We start from the raw sequence: 22,776 nt of genomic DNA, 5'->3' as shown, positions 1-22,776 counted from the left end.
CTCAGTCTGTCCTTCCAGCGACCACCAGCCGCGCCGCCTTGGCGAACACGGTCGGCAATCCGGCAGCCTCGATTGTCTCGACCGGCCACCATTCTCCTTGCGGAAGACTAACCGCTTGTGGCTGAACCGAAAGCATCAATTGCAATTCGAGATCGAAATGCGTGAAGCCGTGGCGCACTATTCCGCCAGCGCGCCAATCTCCCGCCAGCGCATCTGCGCCATCACCCTTGGCCGACCACCCATCGTCGGGCAAAGCGCGCATCCCGCCCAGCATTCCGCGCCCGGGCCGGCGCACCAGCAGGACCTTGCCATCGCGCTCCACCCAATAGACCCGGCCGGTCCGAACCGGCTTGGCCTTCTTCGCCGCCTTCACCGGCAGCCGCTCGGGCGAACCTTGCGCGTAACCACGGCATCCCTCGCGCAATGGACACAGCATGCAGCGCGGAGACCTTGCCGTGCAGATCGTCGCGCCCAGATCCATCATCCCTTGCGCAAAGTCCCCGGCGCGCTCCTCCGGTGTCACCTGCCCCGCCGCAAAACGGATTGCCGCCTTACCCGCAGGGAGGGGTTCGTCGATCGCGAACAGCCGCGCCACGACCCGCTCGACGTTGGCATCGACCACCACTGCGCGGCGCCCGAACGCGATCGCGGCAACGGCAGCAGCAGTGTATTCCCCCAGTCCCGGCAATTCGCGCAAGCCCGCCTCGGTATCGGGAAAGTTCCCGCCGCGCGCCGCCACGGCCCGTGCGCAGGCCAGCAGATTGCGGGCGCGGGCATAATAACCGAGCCCCGCCCAAGCGGCCATCACGTCGCCGTCGTCGGCTGCCGCGAGATCCGCCACCGTCGGCCAGACCTCGGTGAATCTGGAATAGTATGGCCCCACCGCCGCCACGGTCGTCTGCTGCAACATCACTTCGGACAGCCAGACCCTGTAGGGGTCCTGCCGCTCCTCGCCCGGCAACCGTCGCCATGGCAGGCGACGGGCGTTGGCATCGTACCACGCCAGCAGAAGCGGGGCGATTGCCTCCGGATCGAATGACTTTGCGGCTTCCTCTCTGGCTTGCATCGCGCACCTATGGCATGGCGCGAAGCGATATGGAAAGCACCCCTTCGGACGCGCCGAAACGCAAGAGCGCCCGGTCCACCAAGACCGAGGCGGGCAAGCTCTACGAGCGCCCCAGGGGCGGTGAAGCGCGCCAGATCGCCGATCTCATGCCCGCCATCGGCCGCACCGCCTTCCGCCGGTTCGGCTTCGTGCAATCCAGCGTGGTCACCCGCTGGCCCGAGATCGTGGGCGAGCGGCATGCGCGGCACTGCATGCCCGAATCGATCCGCTTTCCCCCGGGCGAGAAATCCGAAGGTATCCTGCAACTGGTCGTCAGCCCGGCGCATGCGCCGCTGATCCAGCATGTCACGCCCGAGATCATTGATCGGGTGAACCGCTTTTTCGGCTACAATGCCGTGGCCAAGGTAAAGATACGGCAAGGCGCCGTTCAGGCACCAAAGCCCAAGGAAGCACCGCGTGCGGCGCCTCCCTCGCTGAAGCCGATACCGATGGAACTGGGGGATTCGCTGCGCGATATCGGCGATCCTGAACTGCGCACGGTGCTGGAATCGCTGGCGCGCAGTCTCGATAGTGCAACCGGGGGGAAGAAGATCGGATGATCCGCAAGTTTGCAGCAGCAGCAATTGCCGCCATGGCACTCGTCGCAACGGGAGCATCCGGCCAAGCAGCCAAGAAACCTGCACCGCGCCCGGCAGGCGGCCTCAACTGGGCCGTCACCGGCTCCATCACGGCTGAAGGCCATCACGTGCTCGGCAACCCCGCCGCCAAGTTGCGCTTGATCGAATTCGTCAGCTACACCTGCCCGCACTGCTCGCATTTCGAGACCGAGTCCGAAGGCCAGCTCAAGATCGGCATGATCGCCCCCGGCAAGGGCGCAGTTGAAGTGCGCAATTTCGTGCGCGATCCGGTGGACATGACCGTGGCGCTCATCACCAATTGCGTGCCCGCCAACCGCTTCTTCCAGCTGCACACTGCCTTCATGCGCCTGCAGCCGCAGTGGATCGGCCCGCTTTCGAACGCCACCGCAGCGCAGCGCCAGCGGTGGACAACCGGCCCCTTCGCCACCCGCACCCGCGCCATCGCCAGCGACTTCAAGTTCTACGAATTCATGGCAGCCCGTGGGATGGACCGTCAGGCGATGGACCGTTGCCTGTCGAACGAAGCGCTGGCCAACAAGCTTGCCCAGCGGACCAATGACGCTGCCGAGAAGCTCGGCGTCACCGGCACCCCCAGCTTCATGATCGATGGCATCCTGCTCGCAGGCACCCATGACTGGGATTCGCTGCGCCCGCAAATCCTCGCGCGGATGGATTGAGGAAGTTTCATATTTCGGGCCTCATGGGCCCCGGCCCGCGCCGGGGCGACAAGCAAGAAGGCCATTCATTTCTCCGTTGCCCCGGCGCAGGCCGGGGCCCATGACCTCTCGATCAACCGCCATCCACAACCCCACCGCACACCCCCTTCAAACCCCGGCAACAATCCGCTAGCGTCCTTCCAAACCGCCAGAAAACGGGAATATCCAGACGATGAAACTCGCCCGCGCGCTCCTGCTTGCCACCCTTCCGCTGACGCTTGGCCTTGCCGCCTGTGACAAGAAGGACGCCGCTGCCGGAGGCGAGATTGCCAGCGCAGAGCCGATTGCCAAGGTTCCTGCGCCCGCCGGCCAGTCGTGGACCGAAACTTTCTCGGTCACGCCCGAAGGCGGTTACCTGATGGGCAATCCCAACGCCCCGATCAAGCTGATCGAATTCGGCGCGCTGTCGTGCTCGCACTGCGCGGAATTTTCGGAAAAGGGCTTCCCCAAGCTCCGCGATGAATACATCGCATCGGGCCGCGTTTCCTATGAACTGCGCCTGTTCCTGCTGAACGCGCTCGACATGCCGGCGGTGCTGCTGGCCACGTGCGGCGCCCCCGAAGCTGTGATTCCGCTGTCGGAGCAGTTCTGGGCCTGGCAACCCAACATGTTCACCAACCTGCAGAAGGACGAAGCCGCCTTCCAGCAGATCCAGAACCTTCCCGCTGACAAGCGCTTTGCCGGCATTGCCCAGCTCGGCGGCATGAGCGAATTCTTCGCCTCGCGCGGCATTGCGGCCGCTCAGGGGTCGTCATGCCTGGCTGACAGCGCCAAGGCGACAAAGCTTGCCACCACCAACGAACAGTGGAGCAAGGAGTTCGACATCACCGGCACGCCGACCTTCTTCCTCAACGGCAGCAAGACCGGCGTTGCCAGTTGGCAGGAACTCGAACCGCTGCTGCAGAAGGCTGGCGCCCGCTAAGGGGGCCGAGACGGGTCGGGGGGCCTGATCGGTGCAATTCAAGCGCTTGAAACTCTCCGGTTTCAAGAGCTTCGTCGAACCTGCCGAACTGCGCATCGAACCTGGCCTCACCGGCGTCGTTGGCCCCAACGGCTGCGGCAAGTCGAACCTTCTCGAAGCCATCCGCTGGGTCATGGGCGAAAGCTCGCCCAAATCCATGCGCGGCGGCGGCATGGAAGACGTGATCTTTGCCGGGACCGCAACCCGCCCGGCCCGGTCCTTTGCCGAAGTCCTGCTCACCGCCGAAACCGATCCTGACGGGCCATTCGGGGCAGAGCTTGAAGTCATCCGCCGCATCGAGCGCGGCGCAGGCAGCGCCTATCGCGTCAACGGAAAGGACGTTCGCGCCAAGGACGTGGCGCTGGTCTTTGCTGACGCGGCAACTGGCGCGCACAGCCCAGCCCTGGTCAGCCAGGGCCGGATCGCCGCAGTAATCGCCGCCAAGCCTGCCGAACGTCGCATGATGCTCGAAGAAGCGGCCGGGATTGCTGGCCTCCACGTGCGGCGCCGCGATGCCGAACAGAAGTTGCGCGCAACCGAGGCAAACCTGGCGCGGCTTGAAGACATGCTGGCAGGCCTCGAAAGCCAGATCGGCACGCTCAGGCGGCAGGCCCGTGCTGCCGAGCGTTATCGCGCCGTCAGCGAGAAGATCCGCCTCGCCGAAGCCCGCCTCGTCTTCGCCCGCTGGCGCGATGCCGCCGCCGCCGCCGATGCTGCACGCAAGCAGGCCGTCGCGGCCGAGGAAGCAGTGAAGCGGGCTACCGACCTCGCGCAAGCGGCCCAGAAAGCCCAGCACAAGGCTGCTGCAGCCTTGGCCGAGGCGCGGGACGAACTGTTCGACCGGCGCCAGGACGCCGCAGCCCACGGCCAGCGCATGGCCTCGCTCACGGCGCAGCTCGAAGCGGCTGAGCAGCGGGTCAAGGACATCGATCGCCAGCTGACTCGGATCGAGGAAGACCGCGCCAGCGCGGATCGGCTGACCGAAGATGCCGCCGCGGCGATGGCGAAACTGGAGCAGGACCTCACCGCAGCCGAGGACTCGCTTGCCGCCGATAGCGAACGTCGCCCCACGCTGGCCGCAGCCGTGGACGACGCCGATCGTGCCGCCCGTGCAGCCGAAGTCGCCCTCGCTCAACGTGTGGCGGAGCAGGCCGGGATCGATGCCGAATGGCGCGTGGCCGAAGCAGCCGTCGCCGCTGCGCGCCAAAGGCTGACCCGGCTCGATGGCGATGCCGCGCGCTTGACCCAGCAGGCCGAAGCGCTTGCCCGCGAAGCCGATCCGGCTGCGCAGATTGCCGAGGCGGAAGCAAAGCGCGCGGCCGCCGCGGAGGCCATCGCGTCTGCCGAGGGACGCCGCGCGGACCTCACCGGCCAGCGCGAAGACCTGTCTGCCCGCCGTGACGCTACCAGCAATGCGTTGGCCCAAGCCCGCGCCGATCTTGCCGGGATCGAGCGTGAAGCCGACGCGCTCGCCCGCGACAAGGCGGCGCGGGAGAAAGCGCGCTCCGCCAAGGGCTTGGGCCAGTCCGCCATTGCCGGAACCCGCGCTGCTCCAGGCTACGAGCGCGCCTTGGCCGCCGTGCTCGGGCGTGACGCCTCCGCTCCGGTGGGCGCGGCCCCGGCCACTGCGGAGGGGCGCTTCTGGACAGGTGCGCAAGTGCCTGAGCCACTTGCGGATTCGCTGGCCCATCACGTCCCCCAGTGCCCGCCCGAACTGTCAGCGCGCCTCGCCCTGGTTCGCGTCGTCGATGCCGACGAAGGTCAGGCGCTCGTCCCCGGCGAATGGCTGGTGACAAAGGCCGGGCACTTGCGCCGCTGGGACGGTTTCATCGCGCGGGGCGAAGGGGCCGCAGAAGCCGCTGCGCTTGAGGCCGAGAACCGGCTGGCGGAGTTGCAGGCGCTCCTGCCCGAGCGGCGTCAAGCGGTCTCGTCTGCCGAGACCGCGCAGGAAGAGGTTCGCGCCAGGCTTTCCGAGGTGCAGGGCGAACTCACGCAAGTGGAACGCGCGCTCTCTGCCGCTGCGGATGCCGAGCGTATGGCACTGCGGGCATTGGATGCCGCAGAGGCAGCGCGGGCGCGGCTCGAACAGCGCAAGGCGGAACTGACGCGGGCGCAGGAAGAGCTTTCGGATCAACGCCTTGCGGCCCAGGCGGAAGTGACGGCGGCTGAGGACAAGCGCAGCACCCTGCCCGATCCGGCGGCGGGCCGGGCGGCGCTGGAAGCGGCGCGCGCGCGCAACGACGCAGCCCGCGTCACCCTGCAATCCGCCACCGCCGCGTCGGCTGCGCTCGAACAGCAGATCGCCGCGGGCAAGGAGCGGCTGGCGGGCCTCAAGGGCGATATCCGTGCGTGGCAGGCCCGTTCTGGCGATGCCGCCAAGCGCCTTGCCGAGATGACCGGGCGGCGCGAGGAGCTGGAAACCGAGCGCGCGATCTCTGCCGCCAAGCCTGCGGGACTGATTTCCGAGATCGAACAGGGCGAGGGAATCCGCGCGCGGCTCACTCTCCAACTCTCCGAGGCAGAGCGGCAACTCTCCGAGGCGGAAGGCCAACTCTCGCAGGCAGAGGCCACACTCTCGACCGCAAACGAGGCGCTCGCCACGGCCCGCGAAGGTCGCGCCGGGGCATCGGCTCGTGCCGAGAACGAAGACGCCCGCCGACAGGAGATGGCGGCCATTTCCGGCGAGCGCTTCCAATGCCCTCCCCCACTCCTGCCCGAGCGGTTCGAATTTTCCTCAGCCGACGTTGCCGCCGCGACCGAGGAGTCGGCGACGATGGACCGTCTCTCGGCGGAGCGGGAGCGCATTGGGCCGGTGAACCTCGTGGCGGCTGACGAGCTGAAGGATGCCGAGGAAAAGCATGGTACCTCGGTGGCCGAGCAGGCGGAGCTAACCGAGGCAGTTCATAGACTTAGAGGCTCCATCGGCAGCCTCAACCGCGAAGGGCGCGAGCGCCTGCGGGCGGCATTCGAGGCTGTCGATGGCCACTTCCGCCGCCTTTTCAGCCGCCTGTTCGGCGGTGGCGAGGCGCATCTGGCGCTGGTCGATTCCGACGATCCGCTGGAAGCAGGCCTCGAAATCTTCGCGCAGCCACCCGGCAAGCGCCTGCAATCGTTGACTCTTCTTTCGGGCGGCGAGCAGGCGCTGACTGCCGTCGCGCTGATCTTCGCGCTATTCCTGACCAACCCCGCCCCGATCTGCGTGCTCGACGAAGTCGACGCGCCGCTTGACGATGCCAACATCGAGCGGTTCTGCGACCTGCTCGATGCGATGGTCGCCGAAACCCGCACCCGCTACCTGATCGTCACGCACAACGCCGTGACGATGAGCCGCATGCACCGCCTGTTCGGTGTGACGATGGTAGAGCGCGGCGTATCGCGCCTTGTCAGCGTGGACTTGGGCGGTGCAGTGGAACTGCTTGAGAACGCGGGCTAATCCAGCACATACCTTGGCCCCGGCCCAGCTGCGGCGGCGCGGTCATCCTTGTTGTAGAGCTGGCAGCGTTCGAGGCTGAGGCAGCCGCAGCCTATGCATTCGTCAAGCTTGTTGCGGGTGCGGGTAAGGAGCTGGATGCGGCTGTCGATTTCCTTGCGCAATGAGCGACTTATGCGCTGCCAATCAAGCACGTTCGGGGTGCGGCCCTGCGGCAGGGCGGCGAGTTCGCGTTCGATCTCTGCCAGGCCAAGCCCGAGCTTCTGCGCGATCTGCACAAAGCTCAACCGGCGGATGTCGGAGCGAAGGAAGCGGCGCTGATTCCCGCCCGTGCGGATCGAGGTGACGAGCCCGCGATCCTCGTAATAACGGATGGCGCTGACCGCGAGGCCGGTGCGGCGCGCGAGCGTGCCGATCGGGATGAGATCGTTGCGGGTAATGGCCAAGGTTCTGCGACTCCACGCTTTCCGCTTGACCTCAAGTTAACTTGAGGTTGCAGATTCGCAAGCATCGATTCGACACCGTATCCCGAAAGGACCCCGACGATGCCGTCTGCCCGCCTTGAACACGTCAACATCTCGGTCAGCGATGCCGAACGCTCTGCGGCGTTCTTCACTGAGCTTTGCGGGTGGCACGAACGCTGGCGTGGCCTGGCAATCGACGATGGATTTTCGATCCATCTCGGCACCGAGAACCATTACATCGTGTTCTATACCCCGCCGGGTGGTGTCTCGACGCGCTTTGCCAAAGGCATGCCGCTGCAGCACGTGGGCATCGAAGTGGATGACCTCGTCGCTGCCGAGCAGATCGTGATTGCAGCGGGGCTCGAGCCGTTCAATCATGCGGACTATGAGCCGGGCCGGCGGTTCTATTTCTATGACTGGGACGGGATCGAATTCGAAGTGGTCAGCTATGGCGATTGAACCGCTCTCCCCTGCGCAACTGGCCGCCTATCTGGCGCGGATCGGCGTGTCCGCGCCTGTGGCCGCCGACCTGCCGACGCTGGATGCCATCGTGAGGGCGCATGTTCAGGCAATCCCGTTCGAAAACATCGATGTACAGCTTGGTCGCAGCCTGACGATCGATCCTGCCGCGGCCTTCGCCAAGCTGGTGGAAGCGCGGCGCGGAGGCTGGTGCTATGAGCACAATGGCGTACTGGGCGCGGCATTGTCGGCAATCGGGTTCGATGTCGTGCGGATGAGCGCCGGGGTCATGCGACAAGCGCGCGGCGATGAGTGCATGGGTTCGCACTTGTGCCTGCTGGTGCAGTGCGATGGGCCGAAGCTGGTCGATGCGGGGTTCGGAAGCTGGCTCGGCGCGCCGGTGCCGCTCGAACCGGGGCAGTGGATGCATGATCCGCTGCCGGTGTCGCTCGGCCGGACAGACGACGCGATGTGGCGGGTTTCCGTCAGCCTTGGCCCCACAGCGATGTCGTACGATTTCGTGGACCAACCTGCCGACGAGGGTCAGCTTTCGGCGCTCTGCCATTGGCAGGCCAGTGATCCTGCCTCGGTCTTCGTACAGAACCTGACCGTGCAGAGGCGGCTTTCGGGCAGCTACCTGATGCTCAGGGGCAAGGTGCTCACGGTTGTGGGAGCGCATGGCGAAGAGCGGCGCGAACTGGGCTCCGCTCGGGAGCTGGTCAGCATCCTGCACGACCTGTTCCTGATCGACGTGCCCGAAGCGGCTGACCTGTGGCCCGCGATCGAGGCCCGCCACGAGGCGCTGTTCGGCGCTCAGGCCGCGCCGACGACGTAGCAGGCCGCGGCCATCAGGAAGCCGGCAAAGCGGTTCGACCGAAACTTGGCCAGCGGATCGGCACCATCTTCCTTGAGCGTGGCGACCTGCCACAGGAGGTGGAGCGAGACCGGTGCCAGTGCCAGCAATGCGAGCGGATCGGCGCGCGTGAGCCAGATCGCCCCTGCCCAGCACAGCAAGGCCATCGCGTAGAGCCCGCCGACGCCTGCACGAACGTGGCTCCCGAACGAAAGCGCGGAGGACCCGATGCCGACCATGGCATCGTCTTCGCGATCCTGCAGTGCGTAGATGGTGTCATAGGCCATGCACCAGGCCCAGCACCCGGCGTAGAGCGCAGCCAGCGGGGCGAGGCGTTCAAAGCCCGTCGCCTCGACCCAGCCGACCGGCGCGCCCCATGTAAAGACAAGACCAAGCCACGCCTGCGGCCAGCCGGTAATGCGCTTCATGAAGGGATAGGCGGCCACGAGTGCGAGACTGCCAAGCGCCACGACCTGCGCTTCCCAGCGCAGTTGGAGCAGGACCACAAGACCTACGGCGCAGAGCGTGAGCAGCCAGATCCACGCGGTACGCTTGGTGGTTGCGCCGCTGGCAATCGGGCGAGCCGCGGTGCGGGCGACGCGGGCGTCGAGATCGGCATCGACAATATCGTTGTAGACGCACCCTGCCCCGCGCATGACGATGGCTCCCAAAAGCATCCACGCGAGGATGCCCCAGCGCGCCGATCCGCCGCCCAGGAACAGGCCCCAGGCGCAGGGCCAGAACAGCAGCCACCAGCCGATCGGCCGGTCGAACCGCGCCAGCAAGGCAAGGTTGCGCCAAGGTTGCGGCAGGCTGGCGACCAGACCCTTATGTTCACTGTCGGGGACGATCGTTTCGGAAGTGGTCGAAGTCACATTACAGACTCTTAACGAAAGGCAATATCCGCGCTAGGCGGTGGGGATGACCGCGACTCCTGCCTGGCCACCGAAATCCGCGCCGCGGCTGTTCGTCGATACGACGTTGAGCGAGGGAATGCGACTGCCGATCGAGGGGCAGCAGGCGCATTATCTGGGCAAGGTCATGCGCGTGGGAGCAGGCGATGCGGTGATCGTCTGCGATAACCGCACCGGTGAGTGGCTGGCGCGCGTGACCGAGGCCGGCAAGCGCGAGGTGGTCGTCGAGGTCGAGCGGCGTCTGCGTGAACGCGAGGACGTTCCTGATTTCTGGCTCTGCGCGGCACTGCTGAAGAAGCCGAACTTCGATCTGGTGCTGGAAAAGGCGACAGAACTGGGCGCGGCAAAGATCGTGCCGGTGGTGACGCGGCGCTGCGTGGCGGACAAGCTGAACCCGGAACGCGCGCTGACGATCATGACCGAGGCGGCCGAGCAGTGCGCCCGCACGGCGTTGCCAGACCTTGGCGAGACGGTGAAGCTGGAGCATCTGCTGCGCGACTGGCCGGAAGGGCGAACGCTGTTCTTTGCCGACGAGAACGGCGGGATGCCGGCGGCGGTGGCGTTTTCGATCCATAACGGGCCGGCCGCCTTGCTGATCGGGCCGGAGGGCGGGTTTGACGAGGCGGAGCGGGCCCTGGTGAGGGCGCATCCGGCGGCAGCGGCGCTTTCGCTGGGACCGCGCATCCTTCGCGGCGAGACGGCGGCGATCGCCGGGACGGCCTTGTGGATGGGCATGCAGGGCGACTGGTTCGGATGAGAGCCGCCTGAAGTTACAGGCGATTGGCGCGCTCTTGGCAACATTGCCTTGCAGGTGACGTGCTACAATTAGGCTGGCTAAAAGCTGTCCCGCCCATTAACGGAAGCGGGCATGAGCACGCGGCAAGTTTCAAATAGCAACGATCCCGTCATCGAGAGCCGCGACATGCTCGTGGTGCCGATGCAGAAGGGCGAAAAGCCCAAGGAAAACTGGCGGATCGGCACCGAGCACGAAAAGTTCGTCTACCGCACGGCTGACCGGGCGGCGCCTTCATATGGCGAGCAAGGCGGCATTCGCGACCTGCTGAACGCGCTGACCGAGTATGGTTGGGAGCCGATCATCGAGGGCGGGAACGTCATCGCAATGTCTGGCCCCGATGGTGCGGTGAGCCTGGAGCCGGCCGGGCAGCTGGAGCTTTCGGGCGCGCCGCTGGTGAACCTGCACCAGACCTGTGCCGAGACCGGGCGTCATCTGGCGCAGGTCAAGACGATCGGCGACAAGCTGGGCCTTGCCTATCTCGGCATGGGGTTGTGGCCGGACAAGACCCGCGAAGAGCTGCCGATCATGCCCAAGGGCCGCTATGACATCATGCTGCGGCACATGCCGCGCGTGGGCTCGATGGGCCTCGACATGATGCTGCGGACCTGCACGATCCAGACCAACCTCGATTATCGATCCGAGGCGGACATGGTGCAGAAGTTCCGCGTCAGCCTTGCGCTGCAGCCGCTGGCAACGGCGCTGTTCGCCAATTCGCCGTTCCTCGAAGGCAAGCCAAACGGGTTCCTGTCGTACCGCAGCCATATCTGGACCGACACCGATCCGGCGCGCACGGGGATGCTCTCGTTCGTGTTCGACGAAGGCTTCGGGTATGAGCGCTATGTCGAGTACATGCTCGACGTGCCGATGTATTTCGTGTTCCGCGACGGCAAGTACATCGATGCGGCAGGGCTTTCGTTCCGCGATTTCCTTGACGGCAAGCTATCGGTGCTGCCCGGCGAGAAGCCGACGCTTTCGGACTGGAACGACCATCTTTCGACCGCCTTCCCCGAAGTGCGGCTCAAGTCGTTCCTAGAAATGCGCGGGGCCGATGGTGGTCCATGGAGCCGTATCTGCGCGCTGCCGGCGCTGTGGGTGGGCTTGCTCTACGATCAGGGCGCGCTCGATGCGGCGTGGGACCTGGTCAAGGGCTGGGACATGGAAGGGCGCGAACGCCTGCGCGCCGAAGTGCCGAAGCTGGGGCTTGATGCGTCGCTGCCGGGTGGGGGCAAGTTGCGCGATGTTGCTGCCGAAGTTGTGGCGATCTCGCGCTCAGGCCTGGCTGCACGCGCGCAGTTGAACGAGGCGGGTGACAACGAGACGGGCTACCTCCAGCCGCTCGACGAGATTGTCTCTTCGGGCAAGACCCCCGCCGAACGCCTGCTTGACCTCTACCACGGCGAATGGGGCGGCGACCTTTCGCGCATCTATGGCGAGAAGAGCTTCTGATGATCATCGTGATGGGCACTGTTCGCGTTCCGGTCGAGAACATCGAGGCGATCCGCCCGATGATGGCCAAGGTCATCGCTGCGACCTTGGCCGAGGATGGCTGCATCCAGTATGCCTATGCGCAGGACGTGCTCGATCCCGAGCTGATCCATATCGCCGAGAAGTGGCGCGACATGGGCGCGCTCAAGGCGCATTTCCAGACCGAGCACATGAAGGCGTGGGCGCAGGAGCGTGCGACGCTGGGGCTGTTCGAGCGCAAGATTCGCGTGTTCGAAACCGACGAGGGCGCGGAGGTCTGACGCCTATTCGGCCGGCTGGACAACTGGCCGGCGCGGCGTGACAGCGCGGGCGAGCTTGCGCAGGATCGACGTGATAAGGCCGTGTTCGGCCATCCACGCATGGTATTCGCGATACTTGGCGTCATCGACAAGAAGGTGCTGCTCCTCGGTGCGGGCGCGCCAGTAGTAGACCGCGCTGACGAGGCCGAGGATCACGGTGTTGCGGATCGCATCGACCATCGAACCGCTGGTGGTGAGGAACGGCAGCGAGGCGAGCCACCAGTAGGCGTTCTTGGACAGGTAGGCGGGGTGGCGGGTGTAGCGGTAGGGGCCGTTGGTCAGGACGCCGCGATAGGTGAGGTTCGAAAAGCGCAGGCCGAAGGCGACGGTGGCCCAGGCGTAGACGGCGGTGAGGAACACCAGCGCTCCTGCCCAGAGCCAGAGCAGGCCGGTGTGACCCTGGAGCCAGTAGGCCCATTCCGCGCCGTTGTGGCGATAATCCAGCACGTCGCCATCGCCCATGAGGATGAACGGCGGGTAGCAGATCAGCGCTGCCACCCATGCCGAGAGGTGCGGGTTGGCGGTGCGGATCTGCGCGTCCAGGGGCTTCATGGTGACGAGGTAGCCGACCATGGCGATCTGCACGTCGATCATGAACATCGTTTCGATCAACAGGGTGCCGAGCGCGACGGGGTCGTCGAGAACGGAAGCCCAGTCGAAGTGGATGACTGCGGCGAAGCCACCGGGCACGATCGAGATCATGAAGGCACAGAAGAAGCCCTTGACCAGCCAGGCCAGGGCGTGGCGCTTCACTTCCGCCGGGTCCCAGGGTTCGCGCCCGATGAGCATGGCGCCGAAGTGCCACGATGCATCGCGCGGGTTGACGAGGACGCGGTCCAGCCAGAGGACATAAGGGATGGCGCCAAGGAACAGGAATGGCGCGGCCGTTTCCAGCACTTCCATCGCGAAGACGTATTGTCCGCGCCAGTACCAGCGGGCGATGCAGTAGGCAAAGCCGATGACGGCCCACGTGGTCCAGAGCCCGGCGATCTTGGTGATCGAGATGTCGAGGACCTCGCGCAAGGGGCGTGGGCGAGACCAGTCTATGCCGGTCGATGGGCGCAGGTGGACCTTCTCCACCAGCAGCGCGTAACCGATCATCGCGCTACCCGAGAACAGCAGGGCGGCGAGCGCAGCGGAGGGGCCGTCCATCACTTCAGCGGGGGCAGAGAGGCCCAGCGTGGTGACGATCTGAGGCCAGAAGCGGCAGGTGAGGACCCACAGCACAAGGCCGATGATCCCGGCAAGGCCGGTGCCTGCGGAGACGTCTGACGGAGGCGGGGCCGGACGGGCGCTCATGCACCTGTCCATCGCATCAAAGGGTTAGGATATGGTTGTGATGACCAAGCGCGGGCATCCTTCGACAGGCTCAGGGTGAGCGGCCCTTTGATGAGCCGCTACCAAATCCGCTCATGCTGAGCTTGTCGAAGCATCAGACCCAAGGTCGCGCTCAGCGGAACGCGGTGATCTTGCCGCCATCATCGAGGATATAGAGCGTCTGGTTGGCGACGATGGGCGCAAGGGTGACGCTGGAGCCGACCTTGGTGAATTCGCTTACCGTGCCGTCATTTACCGAGGCGCGCATGACTTCACCGCGCGAGTTGGCGATCCACAGCTGGTTGCCGGCAAGAACGGGGCCGGTCCAGAGAATCTGGTTCTTCTTCTTCTTTTCGTTCCGGTAGCGCTGGAGCTGCGTCATCCAGCGGACCTTGCCGCTCGACTTGGCGATGCACAGCAACTTGGCTTCGTCGGTCAGCGCGAAGATCCAGTCTCCGGCGATGGCGGGGGTGGAGATGCCTGCGAGGTTCAATTCCCAGATGCGCTGGCCGGTGACCAGTTCATAGGCGGCCATGCGTCCGCCCTGCCCCAGCGCATAGACGCGGCCGCGTTCGATGATCGGATCGGCGTCGATGTCGGTCAGGGTCGAAACCGAGGTGGCGATCGAGGTGCGAGCCAGAGCGTCAGCCCAAAGCTGGCGACCGTTCTCATAGCGATAGGCGACGAGCTCGCCCGAGGAGAAACCGGCGACAATGGTGCCCTGCCCTGCTGCTGGCGAGGCAACGCCGAACACGTTGGTCTGGCCTACCGAAGCGCTTTCATTCCACAGCACAGCACCATCGGCTTCGTTGAGGGCAAAGAGCTGGTTATCCTGACTCATCACCATGACCTGCCCGAAAGCGACCGTGGGCGAGCCGCGCAACGGGCCAGCGGGCTTCACACGCCACTTGATTTCGCCCGAGCTGGCATCAAGCGAGGCGACTTCCCCGACGCCGTTGGTGACGTAGACCTTGCCGTCATCATAGGATGCGCCACCGCCGAAGGTGGAGCCGGCGTTCTGCTTTTCAGCGCGGACCGAGGTGTCCCACACGCGGGCGCCGGTGCTTGCGTCAAAGGCATGGACGGTGCCGTCCGTATCCATCGCGAAGAGCTTGCCGCCGCCAACGACCGGCGATGCGGCGAGGCGCTGGCGGGCATTCGAGCCCTTGATCGAGACGCTGAAGGCGCGCGAGGGCGATTCCGCAAGGGCGGCGTGGCCGTAGGATTTCGAGGCGTTGCCGCCGCCTTGCGCAAACTCGGTGTTCACTTCCGCAGCGGGAAGCACGACCGTCATCAGCGAGATCGAATCATCGACCTTGGTGCCGGCATCGATCTTGGAGAGGATCGGCTGGCGCGAACCGACCGTCGGCGTGGTCTTCACGCCCTTCTTGAAGACGCCGCAACCGCCAAGAGCGAGCGCGAGAACCACCACGCTGGTCAGCGAAGCGCGGCGGAAATTGGGTTTCGGCGTCATCGAATGCATCCTCAAAACTTATTGCGCGCTCTGCACTATCGTGGCGGTGCCGGGATCCTCCACGGCATCCACCCCGAGCAACCCGGCCATCTGGCGCGTGCGGCGGCGCAGGGTATCAGGCACGGTCTTGTCCTTGGCAATCTGCGCGAACATCGCTCCGGCAAGGTCGTTCTTGCCCTGCTTGACATAGGCCATGCCGACGAGTTCACCCGCGCTGCCGAACCAGGCATTGCCGGGTACGGCCAGCGGCTTCAGACGCTCAACCACCTTGTCAGGACCGAGCTGGTCGAAAGTCAGCGAGACTTCGCGGATCGTGGCGAGATCACGGTAGGCCTGCGGAATGTCGGCATCGGCGGCAATCGCGGCAAAAGCCCTGGCCGCTTCGGCGTTCTTGCCCTGTTCGGACAGGACACCCGCCGCCAGCATCTTCGCAGTAGCGCGGTAACCGTCAGTCCCTTCGGCAGCGAGGGGGGCAACCGCATCGGTGGCAGCCTTGAGATTGCGCACTTCCAGGTTGTCGAGTGCCTTCGTCAGCACTTCGCCCTGTTCGGCAGCCTTGGCGTTGCTGTGGTTTTCATACCAGAGATAACCGCCCAGACCGAGCAGGCCCGCCACGATCAGCGCACCGACGGGCTTACCGTACTTCTGGATCGCGGTGTAGACCTGATCTTCGCGCAGGGCATCGTCCACTTCACGCAGGAAGGCATCGCCCTGCCCGGCCGAACGCTCGGCGAGTTGGTTGGAACGGGATTGCGGATTATCAGGACGGAGAGCCAAGGCAGCGCTTTCGGGAATTGGTTGACGTTTGCTAGCGTGTGTCTGGCGCGGTGTTTAGCGGATGGGCCCGCCTTTTCAACGGAATTGATTGCTCGTGCCCCACCTGCCGCGACGAGCGTGAACGCTTGCTGAAGGCTGTTCAGCGGAACGGGTTGGTCCCCAGCGCCTGCGCGTAGACTTGCGCGTAGAGGTTCGCCATCACGGACTCATCGAATTCGGCGCGGGCGCGATCACGATTGGCCTTGCCGATGGCGCGGCGCAGCGGTTCGTCACCAGCGAGCGTGGCGATTGCGCCGGCGAAGGCAGCCTCATCGTTGGCGGGCACGATGAAGCGCCGGTTTGGCTCCGCCACCATTTCCGCGACGTCACCCACGTCCGGGCTGGCAACGGCGAGCCCGGCGGCCATGGCCTCGATCACCGAAAGCGGTGCCTGTTCGCTGTCGGACGAGAGCGCGAAGAGATCGAACAGGCCGACGGCGAGCGACGGATCGGCGACGTGACCGGGCAGGTGAACGCGGTGGCCGAGCTCCAGGCGGATGGCCTCGGCTGTGATCGCCTCGCGTTCCGGGCCTTCGCCGAGGATGACAAGGTGCCATTCGGGCGGCAGATCCTTCATCGCGCGGACCATGCGCGGCAGGTTCTTCACCGCGCGCAGGCCGGCGAGCGTGCCGAGCCACTTCTCGCCGGGGCGCTTGACCACGCGAGGCAGCAGGTCGGGCTTGGGCTTGCGGGCATAGAGACCAGTGTCGATGCCGTTGGCGATGCGCTGAACCCGGCTGCGCGGCTGGTGCCAGACGGTGAGTGCAATGTGCTCAAGCTGACGCGAGGGGACCATCAGCGCACTGGCGCGGGCAAGCGCAACGCGACGGTACCAGTTGCGGCTGGTCTTGAGGCCATCGGCCTCGTCGGCATTGAAGCCGTCTTCATGGTGGATCAGGGGAGGAAGGCCCATGGTCGGCGCGAAGACCGCATGGGCCATGCACGCGTCCATCGCGCCCCAGTTGTAGGTGAGGACGAGGTCGAATCCCCGCATCGCGCGGGCGAGCTGGCGCAGGCGGCCAACGCCAAGCTTTCCCGCAAGCGGCGGAAAGCCGAACGGGAAAAACGCGGACACCTTCTTGTCGATCAGGGCCTTGGCGCCCATCGCGCCAGGTTGAGCCGAGACGATGTGATGCTCGATCGGCTGATCTTTCCGCCCCTTCCCCCAGCGGTTCATCAGCGCGACGGCGCGCCGTTCCTTGCCGCCTGCATCGAACGTCGAATGCAGGTGGAGCAGTTTCAGGGGTCCCTTGACCGGTGGGCGGCTCATGCCCGGGCCAGCAGCCGTCCGATCGCGGCGATGCTTTCCGGCTCATCGAGTGTTGGCGCATGGCCGGTGCGCGGGAGAGTGACGAGTTCGACGCCGGGCCGTGAGGCCATCTTTTGTGCGGTGGCGGCTTCGAGAATGTCGGAATTCTCGCCGCGCAAGATCAGCAGCGGACGGGTGGCGAGTGCATCGAACAGCGGCCACATGTCGACTTGCGGGGTCGCGCCGGCGGGAGCCTCGAACGGCTCGGCAATCTTCATGTCATAGTCGAAGGCGATGCGTCCGCCGGTACCCAGGACCATGATGCGCTTGGCATAGCGGAGCCATTGGGTGATGTCCCAATCGGGGTAGACGTCGCCGCTGCTTTCCTGAAGCGCGCGGGCGGCGTGCATCCAGGTTTCGAAGTTTCGCCCCTGACCGACATAGCCGCGGATGCGTTCGAGGCCTTTCTCTGAGACCTCGGGGCCGACGTCGTTGAGCACGGCGGCGGCGATGCGCTGTGGGTTGGCGGCCGCGAGCAGCATGGTGAGCAAGCCGCCGAGCGAGGTGCCGATGGAAACGAAACGCTCGATCCCTTCCTGCGCCAGCAGCGCCTCGACGTCCTGCAGATAGTGCATGGGCGTGTAGGTCATCGGGTCCTTGGCGTAATCACTGTCACCGCGGCCGCGCATTTCCGGGCAGAGGACCCGCCAAGAGCCGGCAAGGCGGGCAGCAAGATCTTCGAAATCGCGGGCGTTACGGGTCAATCCCGGCAGGCAGATTACCGGAGGTTTGCTGGAATCGCCGTCGAAGTAGCGAAAATGCAGGCGCAATCCGTCGCTGCTGGTCCAGTAGCGATCTTCGTATTCGGCCATTTCGTCTGGTATTCCGCGTGAAATCGGGGGTGCCTGCTTGCGGGCAGGCCTGGTCATGCCCACTATTGCCGGATGCAGGCGCTCCCGCAAGACGCGATCTATCGCCCCTCACCCCGTATCATGGCTCTGGCCGATTGGATCGGCGATCCGGTGAAGGCGGCGGACTTTCCCGAAACCATACTGCGCTGGCGCAATGACCGGGCGGCGGCCGAGATCGGGCTGGCGGGTCTGACCGACGAGGAATGGGTGCGCCATTTCGGGCGTTTCGAGCCTTTGGCCGACAACATGCCGGGACCGCTGGCGCTACGGTATCACGGGCATCAGTTCCGGGTTTACAACCCTGACCTGGGCGACGGGCGCGGGTTTACCTTTGCGCAGATGTTCGACGCAGGCGGGCGGCAGATGGATCTGGGCACCAAGGGTTCCGGCCAGACGCCGTGGAGCCGCGCCGGCGATGGGCGACTGACGCTGAAAGGCGCGGTGCGCGAGATTCTGGCGACCGAGATGCTCGAGGCGCTGGGGGTGAATACCAGTCGCACGCTTTCGGTGATCGAGACCGGCGAATCGCTGTATCGCGGTGACGAACCCTCGCCGACGCGATCGGCAGTGCTGGTGCGCTTGAGCCATGGGCACATCCGCATCGGCACGTTCCAGCGGCTGGCGGCGCTGGAGCTCGATGACGAGATGGCGCAACTGGTGACTTACTGCCTAGACAACTTTCCAGGGGCGAACTTTCCGGGGGGCCACACAGATGCGCCCCATCCGGCGGTGCGGTTCTTCAACCAGGTTGTCGAGCGCATGGCCGACATGGCGGCGAGCTACATGGTGGCAGGCTTCGTCCATGGCGTGCTCAATTCCGACAACATGAACGTGACGGGCGAAAGCTTCGACTATGGGCCGTGGCGTTGGCTGCCGAAGTGGGATCCTGGCTTCACCGCGGCGTACTTCGATCACCAGGGGCTTTATGCCTATGGCCGCCAGCCCGAGGCAATTCACTGGAATTGCGGGCAGTTGGCCGTGGCCTTGCGCACGCTGGTAGAGGCGCCGCCGCTGATCGAGGCGCTCAACCGCTATCCCGAGCTGTACCAGCAGGCCATGACGAAGCGATGGCTGTGGCGGCTGGGTGTGGAACAGCGAGGGCTGGAAGAGGATACGGCGCTGATCGGGGCGTGCGAAAAGGTGATGGCAAGGCGGGGACTGGGACCGGATGCGTTCTTCTTCACCCATCGCGGCGGGCGCGGACCGTTCGGGGCAAGCGAGGAGGAGCAGGCGCTGAAGGCATCGTTGGCGCCTTACGTTGCGACCGACAGTAGCCATCCGTACTGGTCCGATGCAGCACCGCAGTCCATGCTGATCGATGAAGTGGAGGCGATCTGGGCTCCGATTGCCGGACAGGACGACTGGAGCGGTCTGTTCGCCAAAGTCGATGCAGTGCGGCGCATGGGCGAGGCAATGGGCGCAAGGCCGGAACCTGTGGGTCATTCGGCCGCGTGAATTCCGCCCCGTTTGAAATCCGAAAGGCAGGGGTGGTCCCTCCCATGAATTTTGTTTAATCGGTAACCAACGCTGCGTTACGGTACGCCCGGGATCGGGACCCATCGTTCGCGCAAGAATTGAAAAGAAGAGCAGGCAAATCCGTGGCAGCTGCCGAAATCGTTTCGTTTGAACCCGCAACCGGCGCCGAAGTGTGGCGCGGCAAGATCGGCGACGTCGAAGAAGTCGTCGCGCGTGCGCGCAGGGCCTGGCCGGCATGGGCAGCGCAGCCCCTTGCCACGCGCATCGAGCTGGTGCGCCGCTTCGCCAACGAAGTGCGCAAGGACGCCGACAAGCTGGCGACAATGATCTCGCGCGAAACGGGCAAGCCGCTGTGGGAAGCGCGCACTGAAGTCGAAAGTGTCGTCAACAAGGTCGAGATCTCGATCCGCGCCTATGCCGACCGCACGTCGCAGCGCAAGCTGGACAGCGCGCTGCAAGGCACGGCGGCGCTGCGCCACAAGCCGCATGGCGTGCTGGCAGTGCTCGGGCCATACAACTTCCCGGCCCACCTGCCCAACGGCCATATCGTGCCGGCTCTGATTGCCGGCAATGCCGTGGTGTTCAAGCCTTCGGAAAAGACCCCGGCGACGGGTGAACTTCTGGCGCAGTGCTTCCACCGGGCGGGCATCTCGGCGGCCGTGGTCCAGGTGCTGATCGGTGGCCCCGCCGAGGGTCAGGCGCTGGTCGCCCATGACGGGATCGACGGCGTGCTGTTCACCGGCTCTGCCCACGCTGGCATCGCGATCAACCGCAAGCTGGCCTCGAATCCCGGCAAGATCGTGGCGCTGGAGATGGGCGGCAACAACCCGATCGTGGTGTGGGATACACCCAAGATCGAGGATACCGCCACGCTGATCGTGCAATCGGCGTTCACCAGCGCCGGGCAGCGTTGCACGGCCGGGCGGCGCCTGATCGTCAAATCTTCGATGTACGACGAGGTGGTGAGCCAGGTGAAGCATCTGGCCGACCGGATCATCGTCGGCGCTCCGTTCGACGAGCCGGCGCCCTTCATGGGCCCGGTGATCGACAACCGCACGGCTGACGGGCTGACCGAAAGTTTCGTCTACCTGCTGTCGTCGGGCGGACGGCCAATCAAGCACATGGTGCGGCTTCAGGACGGACTGCCGTTCCTGAGCCCGGCGATCATCGACGTTACCGGCATTGCCGAGCGGCCTGATGTGGAACTGTTCGGCCCGCTCCTGCAGGTGGTGAAGGTCGATGATTTCGACGAGGCGATTGCCGAGGCGAACAACACGCGGTTCGGTCTTTCTGCCTCGCTGATCGGCGGCACCCCGCAGGACTACAACCGCTTCTGGGCCAATATCAGAGCGGGCGTGGTCAACTGGAACAGGCCGACCAATGGTGCGTCGTCTGCCGCGCCGTTTGGCGGTGTCGGGCTTTCAGGCAACCACCGGCCGAGCGCCTATTACGCGGCGGACTATTGCGCCTACCCGGTCGCCTCGAGCGAGATGGATCAGCCGCGCGCAAGCATCGGCGTGGGCCTGCGCAGCGAATAGGCATTCAGCTTTTCGGATCGGGGAGCGGGAGCGCCGGATCGATCGGACCGCCGGGAACGATCGCGAGATTGCGCATGTTCTGCTGGCTGAGGTCGGGATCGACCATCAGTTGCCCTTCGAGCGCCTCGGTCATTACCGGGTCCAGCGGGGTCTTGTCCTGCTCGACAGGCGCAGACCCGCAGGCAGCGACAGTCAGTGTGAGAACGAGGCCAAGGCTGCGCATGATGGTGGACTAGCGCGGCATGGTTAAGAAAAAGGGAGCGTCCCGCATCTGCGGAGCGCTCCCTCGCCGACCTTTCAGTGCGACCCGAAGGACGGTCAATAACTCAGGAGGCCTGACTTAGCGGCAACGCGAGCCGCCACGGTCGACCTCGCGGCCGAGCAGGGCGCCACCGGCGGCGCCGAGGATCGCGCCGAGAGTGCGGTCGCCATAGTCACCGGCGACTTCACGGCCGAGCAGGGCGCCGGCTGCACCACCGATCAAGAGGCCAGTCGTGCCGTTCGAGCGGCGGCAGTAGTAGCGGCCATCATTGCCGCGCCAGACGCGGGTGTTGCGATAGACGGGGTCGCCATAATAGCGACGGTCATTTCCGCGGTAATAGTTGCGGTCGTAGCCACGGCCGTAATAGCGGTCACCGCGCCAGTCGCGGTCGCGACGACCATGTTCCCAGCTCTCGCCATTCCAGCCTTCATTCCACTGGGCGGCAACGGCGGTGCTCGCCTGAGCCTGCGGAAAGACTGCAGCGCTTGCCGGAACGGCAGCAGCGACGGTTGATGCGGCAACCAGGGCCAGGGCGGTATTCTTCAGGTTGAACATTGACGTTCTCCTCATTTGATCGAGGACCCGCACCGTTCGGAGTCTGGTCCTGTTGCTTCGTTGGTTAAGATTTACGCCCGCCAACCTGAACAGATCGCAACCGGGGCGTCAGATTTGAACTTTGCGGCGAAGCGATTGCCGTTGCCGATGAAACGAGGGCCAGAGCGGGGTTGGCCCCGTCCGACATTGCTGGCAGGGACGCCGCATGAACGAATCCAGCACCTTACGCCGGGGACTCGCATCAGCACTGGCGGCTTATGTGATGTGGGGCCTGCTCCCGCTCTATTTCCGCGCGCTTCACGCGGTGCCCCCGCTCGAACTGGTGGGCTGGCGGGTTCTGTTCACTGTGCCGGTTTGCTTCGTGATCATCAGCTTCCGCAAGCAATGGCTGGATGTCAGGGCGGCGCTGACCAGCGGCCATGTGCTCGGCCTGCTTGTGCTGAGCGCGCTGCTGATCGGATCGAACTGGCTGATCTTCGTGATCGCCATCAACAGCGGGCACGTCCTGGCGACTAGCCTTGGCTACTATATCAACCCGCTGATCAACGTCGTTCTCGGCACGGTCTTCCTCGGCGAGCGGCTGACCCGGGTACAATGGATGGCGGTGGCGCTGGCTGGTGCGGGAATAGCCCTGCTGCTCGGGGGCGCGCTGGATACGCTGGCGGTCGCGCTATCGTTGGCGTTCACGTTCGCGTTCTATGGCTTCGTGCGGAAGAAGGCGCCGGTCGGTGCGGTTCCTGGCCTGACGATCGAGACCGTGCTGCTGGTGGCGCCAGCGCTGGTCATCGTCTGGCTTGGCGCGGTTTCACCCGCGGGGTCGGCCCTCGCGATGGGCGGGCATGAGACCCCGCTACTGATCGCTTCGGGCGTGGCGACGGCGATACCGCTGCTGCTGTTCGCCGTCGCGGCGCGAAGCCTACCGCTCTCGACCTTAGGCTTCGTCCAGTTCCTGTCACCCACGCTCAGCTTCATTCTCGGGCTGACGGTGTTCGGCGAAGCGCTCGACACTACGAGGCTCGCATGCTTCGCGTTGATCTGGGCGGCAATCGCGCTCTACAGCTGGGACATGGTGAAGCGGACCCGTCAGGCCTGAAGGT

The 22,776-nt window shown here is 65.3% G+C and carries 22 protein-coding genes; 12 read left to right on the top strand and 10 right to left on the bottom strand.

The window, feature by feature from the left end; translation table 11 throughout:
* Window position 1 precedes the first annotated feature (1 nt).
* The gene (locus tag IM701_RS03470; RefSeq protein WP_193827795.1) at window positions 2-1,066 is read right to left on the bottom strand and encodes an A/G-specific adenine glycosylase; all 1,065 of its coding nucleotides are present in this window, start codon (window positions 1,064-1,066) and stop codon (window positions 2-4) included.
* 29 nt (window positions 1,067-1,095) lie between these two features.
* Between IM701_RS03470 and IM701_RS03465 the strand changes: the two genes are divergently transcribed.
* From IM701_RS03465 to smc, 4 genes are all read left to right on the top strand, one after another.
* Complete coding sequence (locus tag IM701_RS03465; protein ID WP_039332920.1) at window positions 1,096-1,665, top strand: DUF721 domain-containing protein; 570 nt, start codon at window positions 1,096-1,098, stop codon at window positions 1,663-1,665.
* Window positions 1,662-2,381 (top strand): thioredoxin domain-containing protein, encoded by a 720-nt coding sequence (locus tag IM701_RS03460; protein ID WP_193827794.1) that lies wholly within the window; start codon window positions 1,662-1,664, stop codon window positions 2,379-2,381. Before IM701_RS03465 ends, IM701_RS03460 begins: the two co-directional genes overlap by 4 nt.
* Before the next feature lie 211 nt (window positions 2,382-2,592).
* Entirely contained in the window at window positions 2,593-3,342 is a 750-nt protein-coding gene (locus tag IM701_RS03455; RefSeq protein ID WP_039332715.1) for a thioredoxin domain-containing protein, read from the top strand.
* A gap of 31 nt (window positions 3,343-3,373) precedes the next feature.
* Window positions 3,374-6,814: a chromosome segregation protein SMC gene (smc, locus tag IM701_RS03450; RefSeq protein ID WP_193827793.1), complete on the top strand. Its 3,441-nt coding sequence runs from the start codon at window positions 3,374-3,376 to the stop codon at window positions 6,812-6,814.
* On the opposite strand, the gene soxR is transcribed toward smc, so the two are convergent.
* The gene (soxR, locus tag IM701_RS03445) at window positions 6,811-7,251 is read right to left on the bottom strand and encodes a redox-sensitive transcriptional activator SoxR (protein WP_039332918.1); all 441 of its coding nucleotides are present in this window, start codon (window positions 7,249-7,251) and stop codon (window positions 6,811-6,813) included. The genes smc and soxR overlap by 4 nt on opposite strands.
* Before the next feature lie 105 nt (window positions 7,252-7,356).
* On the opposite strand from soxR, the gene IM701_RS03440 reads away from it, so the two are divergent.
* Both IM701_RS03440 and IM701_RS03435 read left to right on the top strand, forming a co-directional pair.
* Window positions 7,357-7,734, top strand: a complete 378-nt coding sequence (locus tag IM701_RS03440; protein WP_193827792.1) for a VOC family protein — start codon at window positions 7,357-7,359, stop codon at window positions 7,732-7,734.
* Window positions 7,724-8,569 (top strand): arylamine N-acetyltransferase, encoded by an 846-nt coding sequence (locus IM701_RS03435; protein WP_062343673.1) that lies wholly within the window; start codon window positions 7,724-7,726, stop codon window positions 8,567-8,569. Before IM701_RS03440 ends, IM701_RS03435 begins: the two co-directional genes overlap by 11 nt.
* Here the strand turns inward: IM701_RS03435 and ubiA are convergent.
* Entirely contained in the window at window positions 8,548-9,462 is a 915-nt protein-coding gene (ubiA, locus tag IM701_RS03430; protein ID WP_062343674.1) for a 4-hydroxybenzoate octaprenyltransferase, read from the bottom strand. The genes IM701_RS03435 and ubiA overlap by 22 nt on opposite strands.
* 46 nt (window positions 9,463-9,508) lie before the next feature.
* Here ubiA and IM701_RS03425 point away from each other — a divergent pair, with 46 nt between their 5' ends.
* The 3 genes from IM701_RS03425 to IM701_RS03415 all read left to right on the top strand — a co-directional run bounded on the left by IM701_RS03425 (window position 9,509) and on the right by IM701_RS03415 (window position 12,042).
* Complete coding sequence (locus IM701_RS03425) at window positions 9,509-10,258, top strand: 16S rRNA (uracil(1498)-N(3))-methyltransferase (protein WP_062343675.1); 750 nt, start codon at window positions 9,509-9,511, stop codon at window positions 10,256-10,258.
* A 111-nt stretch (window positions 10,259-10,369) separates the two neighbouring features.
* Window positions 10,370-11,743 carry a glutamate--cysteine ligase gene (locus IM701_RS03420; RefSeq protein WP_193827791.1) on the top strand — a complete coding sequence of 458 codons (1,374 nt, stop codon included), beginning with the start codon at window positions 10,370-10,372 and terminating at the stop codon, window positions 11,741-11,743.
* A complete protein-coding gene (locus tag IM701_RS03415; RefSeq protein WP_193827790.1) occupies window positions 11,743-12,042 on the top strand; it encodes a putative quinol monooxygenase in 300 nt (99 codons plus the stop codon). Before IM701_RS03420 ends, IM701_RS03415 begins: the two co-directional genes overlap by 1 nt.
* A 3-nt stretch (window positions 12,043-12,045) precedes the next feature.
* Here IM701_RS03415 and IM701_RS03410 read toward each other — a convergent pair whose 3' ends face one another.
* The 5 genes from IM701_RS03410 to IM701_RS03390 all read right to left on the bottom strand — a co-directional run bounded on the left by IM701_RS03410 (window position 12,046) and on the right by IM701_RS03390 (window position 17,809).
* Complete coding sequence (locus IM701_RS03410; protein WP_193827789.1) at window positions 12,046-13,380, bottom strand: isoprenylcysteine carboxylmethyltransferase family protein; 1,335 nt, start codon at window positions 13,378-13,380, stop codon at window positions 12,046-12,048.
* 151 nt (window positions 13,381-13,531) lie between these two features.
* Complete coding sequence (locus IM701_RS03405) at window positions 13,532-14,872, bottom strand: PQQ-binding-like beta-propeller repeat protein (protein ID WP_039332699.1); 1,341 nt, start codon at window positions 14,870-14,872, stop codon at window positions 13,532-13,534.
* An 18-nt stretch (window positions 14,873-14,890) separates the two neighbouring features.
* On the bottom strand, window positions 14,891-15,649 hold the full coding sequence (locus IM701_RS03400; RefSeq protein ID WP_193827788.1) for a tetratricopeptide repeat protein: 759 nt from the start codon (window positions 15,647-15,649) through the stop codon (window positions 14,891-14,893).
* A 139-nt stretch (window positions 15,650-15,788) separates the two neighbouring features.
* Window positions 15,789-16,958 carry a glycosyltransferase family 4 protein gene (locus IM701_RS03395; RefSeq protein ID WP_193827787.1) on the bottom strand — a complete coding sequence of 390 codons (1,170 nt, stop codon included), beginning with the start codon at window positions 16,956-16,958 and terminating at the stop codon, window positions 15,789-15,791.
* On the bottom strand, window positions 16,955-17,809 hold the full coding sequence (locus IM701_RS03390) for an alpha/beta fold hydrolase (protein ID WP_193828326.1): 855 nt from the start codon (window positions 17,807-17,809) through the stop codon (window positions 16,955-16,957). Before IM701_RS03390 ends, IM701_RS03395 begins: the two co-directional genes overlap by 4 nt.
* Before the next feature lie 72 nt (window positions 17,810-17,881).
* On the opposite strand from IM701_RS03390, the gene IM701_RS03385 reads away from it, so the two are divergent.
* Both IM701_RS03385 and astD read left to right on the top strand, forming a co-directional pair.
* Entirely contained in the window at window positions 17,882-19,303 is a 1,422-nt protein-coding gene (locus tag IM701_RS03385; protein WP_193827786.1) for a protein adenylyltransferase SelO, read from the top strand.
* 143 nt (window positions 19,304-19,446) lie between these two features.
* On the top strand, window positions 19,447-20,862 hold the full coding sequence (astD, locus tag IM701_RS03380; RefSeq protein WP_039332690.1) for a succinylglutamate-semialdehyde dehydrogenase: 1,416 nt from the start codon (window positions 19,447-19,449) through the stop codon (window positions 20,860-20,862).
* A gap of 4 nt (window positions 20,863-20,866) precedes the next feature.
* Here the strand turns inward: astD and IM701_RS03375 are convergent, their stop codons facing one another.
* A complete protein-coding gene (locus IM701_RS03375) occupies window positions 20,867-21,085 on the bottom strand; it encodes a hypothetical protein (RefSeq protein ID WP_193827785.1) in 219 nt (72 codons plus the stop codon).
* A gap of 117 nt (window positions 21,086-21,202) precedes the next feature.
* A complete protein-coding gene (locus tag IM701_RS03370; RefSeq protein WP_193827784.1) occupies window positions 21,203-21,679 on the bottom strand; it encodes a glycine zipper 2TM domain-containing protein in 477 nt (158 codons plus the stop codon).
* A 205-nt stretch (window positions 21,680-21,884) separates the two neighbouring features.
* Here IM701_RS03370 and rarD point away from each other — a divergent pair, with 205 nt between their 5' ends.
* Window positions 21,885-22,772 carry an EamA family transporter RarD gene (rarD, locus tag IM701_RS03365; RefSeq protein WP_193827783.1) on the top strand — a complete coding sequence of 296 codons (888 nt, stop codon included), beginning with the start codon at window positions 21,885-21,887 and terminating at the stop codon, window positions 22,770-22,772.
* Window positions 22,773-22,776: the final 4 nt, after the last annotated feature.

This window comes from Novosphingobium sp. ES2-1 (assembly GCF_015169775.1).
GTDB lineage: Bacteria > Pseudomonadota > Alphaproteobacteria > Sphingomonadales > Sphingomonadaceae > Novosphingobium > Novosphingobium subterraneum.
This window is presented reverse-complemented; position numbering and strand designations above follow the sequence as displayed.